Annotated in this window: 2 protein-coding genes (1 of these 2 only partly in view); both read left to right on the top strand. The window is 63.1% G+C overall.

What is annotated here, in order from left to right:
* Positions 1-4057: the 3' end of a non-ribosomal peptide synthase/polyketide synthase gene (locus PSEUDOMOFG3G_RS07275; RefSeq protein WP_139049526.1), read on the top strand. 9473 nt of this gene lie to the left of the window's left edge; the window shows 4057 of its 13530 coding nt (coding positions 9474-13530); the start codon falls outside the window, past its left edge; its stop codon occupies positions 4055-4057.
* Positions 4054-7284: a non-ribosomal peptide synthetase gene (locus PSEUDOMOFG3G_RS07280; protein ID WP_139049528.1), complete on the top strand. Its 3231-nt coding sequence runs from the start codon at positions 4054-4056 to the stop codon at positions 7282-7284. Before PSEUDOMOFG3G_RS07275 ends, PSEUDOMOFG3G_RS07280 begins: the two co-directional genes overlap by 4 nt.
* Positions 7285-7449 lie beyond the last annotated feature (165 nt).

The following is a 7449-nucleotide window of genomic DNA, read 5'->3' on the forward strand; positions in this document are numbered from 1 at the left end:
TGGCGCCTACGTACCGCTGGACCCTGAGTATCCACAGGATCGCCTGGCCTATATGTTCGAAGACAGCGGCATTGGCTTGTTGCTGACCCAGCGCCACTTGCTTGAACAATTACCGCTGCCGGCGGGCCTGCGCAGCCTGGTGCTGGATCAGCCGGGCGACTGGCTGGCTGGCCGCAGCGAGGCCAATCCGGTGGTCGAACTCAGCGGCGAAAACCTGGCCTATGTGATCTACACCTCCGGTTCCACCGGCAAACCCAAGGGTGCGGGCAACCGGCATTCGGCCCTGGTCAATCGGTTGTGCTGGATGCAGGAGGCCTATCAGCTGGACGCGAGCGACCGTGTGCTGCAAAAAACACCGTTCAGTTTCGACGTATCGGTCTGGGAGTTTTTCTGGCCATTGCTGACCGGTTCGACCCTGGTCATGGCGCCACCGGGTGCCCACCGCGATCCGGAGCAACTGATCGAGCTGATCACCACGCAGCAGATCACCACCTTGCACTTCGTGCCTTCGATGTTGCAGGTGTTCATGCAAGATCCCGCAGTCGGCAGTTGCCGGAGCCTGACGCGGATTATTTGCAGTGGTGAAGCCTTGCCGGTGGACGCCCAATTGCAGGTGTTCGCCAAGTTGCCGGCGGCCGGTCTGTATAACCTGTACGGTCCCACCGAAGCGGCCATCGACGTGACCCATTGGACGTGCGTGGACGAGGGCCGCGACGCGGTGCCGATCGGTCAGCCGATTGCCAACCTGAGTACGTTTATCCTCGACCACAACCTTTCACCGTTGCCGGTGGGGGTGACGGGCGAGTTGTACTTGGGCGGTGAAGGCCTGGCTCGCGGTTACCATGCTCGCCCGTCGTTGACGGCTGAGCGCTTCGTCACCAGCCCGTTCGGAGACGGCTCGCGCCTGTACCGGACCGGCGATTTGGCGCGCTACCGTGCCGACGGCGTCATCGAGTACGCCGGGCGCATGGACCATCAGGTGAAAATCCGTGGCCTGCGCATCGAGTTGGGGGAGATCGAGGCGCGGCTGGCCGAGCATGCGCAGGTCCGCGAAACCGTAGTGATCGCCCAGGACGGTGCGGTGCTGGTGGGCTATGTGGTGCCACAGCGTCAGGCGTTGTTGAGTGCCGAAGACGACATCCGCCACGAATTCGAGCAGGCATTGAAGGCCCACTTGAGCCAGCATTTGCCGGACTACATGGTCCCGCAGCACTGGGTATTGCTTGAGCGCATGCCGGTGAGCCCTAACGGCAAACTGGAACGCAAGGTGCTGCCTCGGTTCGACGCCAGCCAGTCGCAGCAAGGCTTCGTGGCGCCGGAAGGGGCGCTGGAGCAACAGATTGCCGGTGTCTGGCAAGAGGTGCTGGAGCTGGAACAGGTTGGTCGCAACGACCACTTCTTCGAGCGCGGTGGTCACTCATTGCTGGCGACCCAGGCCGTTTCACGCTTGCGCAAGCTGACCGGCTATCCGCTGAGCCTGCGTGACCTGTTCGATCATCCGCAGCTCAAGGCGCTGGCGGCACTGATGGCCGGCACCGTCGATGGACCGGTCCGGGCGGGCGATTCCCGTGGGGTGCGGCTCCAGGCCCATGGGCCACGCCGTTCCGCGCCGCTGTCGTTGGTGCAGCGACGTTTGTGGGTTGCCGAACAATTGTCCGGCGGCACTTCGGCGTATGGCATGCCCATGGCGCTGCGCCTGTGCGGCGAGTTGTCGGTGGAGCGTCTGATGAGTAGCTTTGCCGACGTGGTACGCCGTCATGACGTATTGCGCACTGCGTATCGCCAAAACGAAGAAGGGGATCCGGTGGCGCTGATTGCCGATGAGGTCCGACTGGACTTCCCGGTGATCGACCTGTCTGGTCTGTCGCCCAGTGCCCGGCAGGAACAAGTGGCCCAGGCGACGCTGGAAAATGCCCGCACCCCGATCGATCTGGAGCAGGCGCCGCTGCTGCGCGGGCGGATCCTGCACCTGGGGCCGACCGAACATGTGTTGCTCTACGCCATGCATCACATCATCTCCGATGGCTGGTCGATGGGGCTGCTGATCAACGAACTGGTGCAGGTCTACGAGGCATCCCTCAAGGGTGAGCCGATGCCGTTGGCGCCCCTGGAGATTCAGTACCATGACTTCGCCTTGTGGCAGCAGGCGCTGGAAGAGCAGGGCGTACTGGCGCGTCAGGCCGACTACTGGAAACATCGGCTCAGTGGCTACGAGGGGCGCCTGAACCTGCCGCTGGCCCGCCCTCGGGGCCAGACCGCCTCCTATGACGGCGATGCGCTGCAGTTCCAGCTTCCCACCGGGCTGACCGGAGCCTTGCGCCGGTTGTCCAGCGAAGCCGGGGTCACGCTGTACAGCACGCTGCTGGCGTCCTTCCAGGTGTTATTGCATCGGCTCTGCGCTGCGCAAGATCTGGTGGTTGGCGCCGACGTGGCGGGTCGTGAACAGCCGGAGCTGGAGCGGCTGATCGGTTTCTTCGTCAACGTGCTGCCCCTACGTTCGCGCTTGGACGCCGATGCCACGTTCGCAAGCTTTTTGGCGCAAACCCAGGACAACCTGCTTGGCGCCCTGGAGCATCAGGACTTGCCGTTCGACCAGATTGTCGAAGCCTCAGGCGTGCCACGACACAAGGGCATGAATCCCTTGCTCCAGGTGTTGTTCGTGATGAACAACGTGCCGGTGCGCACCCGCTCCATAAAGGGGTTGAGCGTGGAATTGCTGCCGGCGTTGGAGACCCATTCTAAATTCGACATGGCGTTGTTCGTTGACGAAGAAGAAGGGCAATTGCGCGGCACTTGGCAATTCGCCACAACCTTGTTCGGACATGAGCACATTCAGCACCTGATTCAGGCCTGGACCGCCCTGTTGGAACAGATCGTCGCTGATCAGGACATTCAATTGGGAGCTTTCAGCATGCCAGTCGACAACTTGGCGGCCGCCGCCAAGCCTGCCACCGTCCCGGGGCCCAAGGCCGATAAGCTGGGCAAGTTTCTCAAACGCTCGGTGACACCGCTCGCCAAGCCTCGACCGGCGCGGGTGCGTGAATCACTGGTGGCAGCACCGCAGCGATTCCCGTTGATGCTGGAGCCGGGTGAACCCCAGCTGGATGTCATCGAGTGGATTCATCAGAACCGGCCGCTGATCGAGCAAAAGCTGGCCGAACATGCGGGCATTCTGTTCCGCGGTTTTGAACTGGATGGCATCCAGGGCTTTGAAGCGTTCGCCGAAGCGATCCAGCCCGGCCTTTATGGTCAGTACGGCGATTTGCCGAAGAAGGAAGGGGGCAAGAACACCTACCGTTCCACGCCGTACCCGGAGCGCAAGATGATTCTGTTCCACAACGAAAGCTCCCATCAGGACCGCTGGCCGCGCAAGCAAATGTTCTATTGCGAGCAAGCCGCGCCTGTGGGCGGTGCGACTCCAGTGGTGGATTGCCGGTTGATGTACGAAAAACTGCCGTCGGACCTTCGCGAGAAGTTCGAAGACAAAGGGCTGCTGTATGTGCGCACCTTCACCGACAAACTCGACGTGTCGTGGCAGCACTTTTTCAAGACCGAGGACCGCCGCGAAGTTGAGGCCCGGTGTCGGGCGGGCGGTATCCAGTGGCGCTGGCTCGACAACGACGAGTTGCAGACCCGCACACCGGGGCCGGCGATCATCACGCACCCGATCACCGGGGAGAAGTCGTTCTTCAATCAGGTGCAATTGCATCACATCTATTGGCTGGAGCCGGATGTGCGGGAGGACCTGCTGTCGATGTTCGGTCTGGAGCGCATGCCTCGGCATGTGTATTACGGCGATGGCACACCCATTGAGGATGAGGTGATGGCGCGCATCGGTGATTTGTATGAAGCCTGTGCGGTGCGTTTCGACTGGCGCAAGGGCGACGTGATCCTGCTGGACAACATGTTGGTGGCCCACGCCCGCGACCCGTTCGAGGGCCCCCGCAAGATCGTGGTTGCCATGGGCGATATGTATGAGCGCAGCGCGCTGGAGGGCCAGGCCGATGCCGGGACGGCCATCCAGGGCATCCGCAACCTGGAGGAAACCGGAGCATGAACGAGGTATTGATGGACCAGCAGGATCCCGGCTTTGCCTTGACCCCCGAGCAACAAGCGATGCTCGAGCAACTGTCGAGCACGGCGACCTGTGGCGAGGCATTGCGTTGGCTGAGCGTGGTCATCGGCGGCGATCTCGATCCGCAGCGGTTGCAGATCGCCTTCGATACGCTCCTGGCGCAGCAGCCAATGCTGCTGGCGCGGTTGGACAAAGTGGCCGGTTTCCACGGTTTGCGTCAGGTCGCCAGCGGCGCCGCTCGCTTCCCGCTGACGATACAGGCAGGCGAGCAACGGACCGAGGATGTCCAGGCGCAGATCAAGGATTCGCAGGGCCGTGCTTTTGTGGTGGGCGAATCGCCAAACGTCCAGGCCGTGCTCTATCGTCTGGCGCCGCAGCAATGGCAACTGGTGCTGGGCATCGCCCGTTACAGTGCCGATGCGCAATCGCTGAGTCTGCTGCTGGAGCAAATCCAGCAAGCGTACGCCGCAGTTCAGCCACCGGAAGACGAAGCGCCGGGCGAGTTTGCTCAGTACCTGGAATGGCGCAGTGAGGTGGTGCTTGATGAAGATGCCGCCACCGGGCGAACCTACTGGCAGCACTACCTGCAAGGCGTGCAGACGGACATCGCCACGCCATGGTTGGCCGCGCGCAGCGCCGGCAGTGAGGCGGGGGCCGCCGATACCTGTGTGTCGCTGACCCTGGAACCGGCCCAGCGCGACGCGTTGCAACGGTTGGCCGAGCAGCTCGGTCAGCCGCTTTCCATGGTGTTGCAAGGCGCGTGGTGGGTGTTGCTGGGACGTTTGAGTGGCCTTGAGCAGGCGCTGGTGGGCGTGCGTCATGACAGCCGTGGCGACTATGAATACTTCGCCCATGCCGTGGGGGTGTTCGAGAAAACCCTGCCGCTTAGCGTTTCATTGCCTGCCACCGTGTCGTTCAGCGAGTGGCTGGACGAGCTGGCGGGGCGCCTGGAAGCCCATCGCACCTGGCAGGAATACTGGGCGCCGGAACTGTCGCCTGAGGCGGCGCGGCCGGCCTACGGCTTTACGCTGGGGCAGGTGAACCGTGCCAGCAACAGTGGCGGCCTAAACTGGGCTGTTGCAGAGTCCGTGCGGGTGCCGGCAGATCCATTCGAGTTGCTGTTGCAGGTGCAATTGAACGCTGCCCAGCAGCTTGCCGCGGTCAATCTGCATTACGCCAGCTCGCGTTACTCGCCAGCCTCGGCCAGCGCCGTGTTGGAACAGTACGGCGTGCTGTTGGCGTCGATCCTTGCCGCTCCACACACCGCATTGGCGCGGCTCGATCTGTTGAGTCGCACCGCAGAGCAGCGCTTGCTGGCAATCAACCCCGCCATGCACGCGTTAGCTGATGGCCGTTATCTGCCGCAGCGCATCGCCGATCTGGCGTCGCATACACCGAACGCCATTGCCCTGACCGACGCCCGTCAGCAAATGAGCTACGGCCAGTTGCAAGCCCGGGTCGACAGCATGGCGCAGGGCCTCAAGCAGCAAGGCGTGGGCGCCGGTTCGATGGTCGCGCTGGCGTTGCCGCGCTCGGTGGATCTGGTGATTGCAATGCTGGCGAGCTGGCGCCTTGGTGCGGCGTATCTGCCCCTTGATGTGCAGTGGCCCCAGGCGCGTCAGGCGTTGATGCTGGAACAGGCCGGCGCGGCGTTGTTGTTGACCGATGCGGCGCATCTGCCGGCCTGGCAGGATCAGCCGTATAAGGCGCTGACCGCGGCTGAGCTGAGCCATCCGGCTACGCCACTTCCCGTGCTCGCCACCCAGGGCAACGATATCGCCTATGTGTTGTTTACCTCCGGCTCCACCGGTGTGCCCAAAGGCGTGGTGATCGAGCATCGGCAACTGCTCAACTACACCGCCCAGGCCAGTCAGGCGCTGGGGCTTGCCCAGTGCAAGAACGTCGGTTTCAGTTCCAGCGTGGCGGCGGACCTGGGTAATACGGCGTTGTTTGGCGCGTTGTTCAACGGCGCGACCCTGCATGTGGCCAGCGATGAGCAGATGCAGGACGGCGTGTTGTTTGCCCAGTACCTGCAACAGCAGCAGATCGACTGCTTGAAAATCGTGCCCTCGCACCTCTCGGCGCTGCTCGACGGTGAACGGGCGCTGCTGCCGGGCACCCTGGTGCTTGGCGGTGAGCCGATTGCGCCGACCTTGGTCGAGCGCATCGCCCGGTTGCGCAGCGATTGCCGGGTGTTCAACCACTACGGGCCGACCGAAGCCACGGTGGGGGTAATGATTCATCCGCTGTCACTGAACGGCGCGGCCGGCGACTGTTCGGCGCTGACCCAGGTGCTGGGCAACAACCAGGTTTACGTGCTGGACGCCGATCTGCGTCTGGCGCCGGTGGGCGTGCTGGGTGAGGTGTATCTGGGCGGAGCGCAGTTGTGCCGGGGCTATCTGAATGCCGAGGCCGATGCGCAGGCGTTCATCCAGAGTCCCTTTGATCCGGCGCAGCGGTTGTATCGCACCGGTGACCTGGCGCGTTATCGGCCGGACGGGGCGATCCAGCTATACGGACGGCGCGATCAGCAGGTCAAGGTGCGTGGGTTCCGTATTGAACTGGCGGAGATCGAGGCCGTGCTTGTGCGCATGCCACAGGTGGCCGAAGCATTGGTGTTGCCGGCAGCGTCGGCCGAGCAGGGGCTGTTGGCCTTTGTCGTGGCGCAGCAGGGACTGTCGACGGGCTTGCTCGACGCCGCGCGCGCTGAGCTGAGCGCCCGCTTGCCCAGCGTGATGGTGCCGCAGCACGTGCATCTGATCGAACGATTCCCGCGACTGGCCAACGGCAAGATCGATCGCCACGCACTGCAGCAGTTGGCGGTGGCTACAGCGGACGATGAAGACGCCGCGCCACGCGATGCGCTGGAGCAATTGCTCGCCGCGCGCATGGCTCAGTTGCTTGGACTTGAGCGATTGGGCATCGATCGCGACTTCTTCGCCGCCGGAGGTCATTCGTTGCTGGTGATCAAACTGGTGGCCGGTATTCGCAAGTTGTTGCAGTGCGAAATTCATCCGGGACTGGTCTTCGATCATCCGACCGTGGCGTCGTTGGCCCTGGCCTTGCGGGCGCTGGAGAGCAGTCCGGGGCAATTGGAAAAAATGGCCCAGGTGCGCCTGCGCATGGAGGCGATGAGTCCCGAGGAAAAGGCCCTCCTGACCGAACAGGCTCGGCAGCTGCAAGCCGCCAAGGCTGCGCAAGGCAGCTGACATGGCATGAACAAAAAGGCCTTTTTTAAGTTCTCGTTCCCCCGCTCTGCGTGGGAATGCATTCCGTGACGCTCTGCGTCACCTTCCAGGGGCGGAACGCGAAGCGTCCCTGGCGGCATTCCCACGCGGGAGCGTGGGAACGATCGAAAGGCAACTGACACTCGC

This window comes from Pseudomonas sp. FG-3G (assembly GCF_901007645.1).
In the GTDB taxonomy this organism is placed as follows: domain Bacteria; phylum Pseudomonadota; class Gammaproteobacteria; order Pseudomonadales; family Pseudomonadaceae; genus Aquipseudomonas; species Aquipseudomonas rhizophila.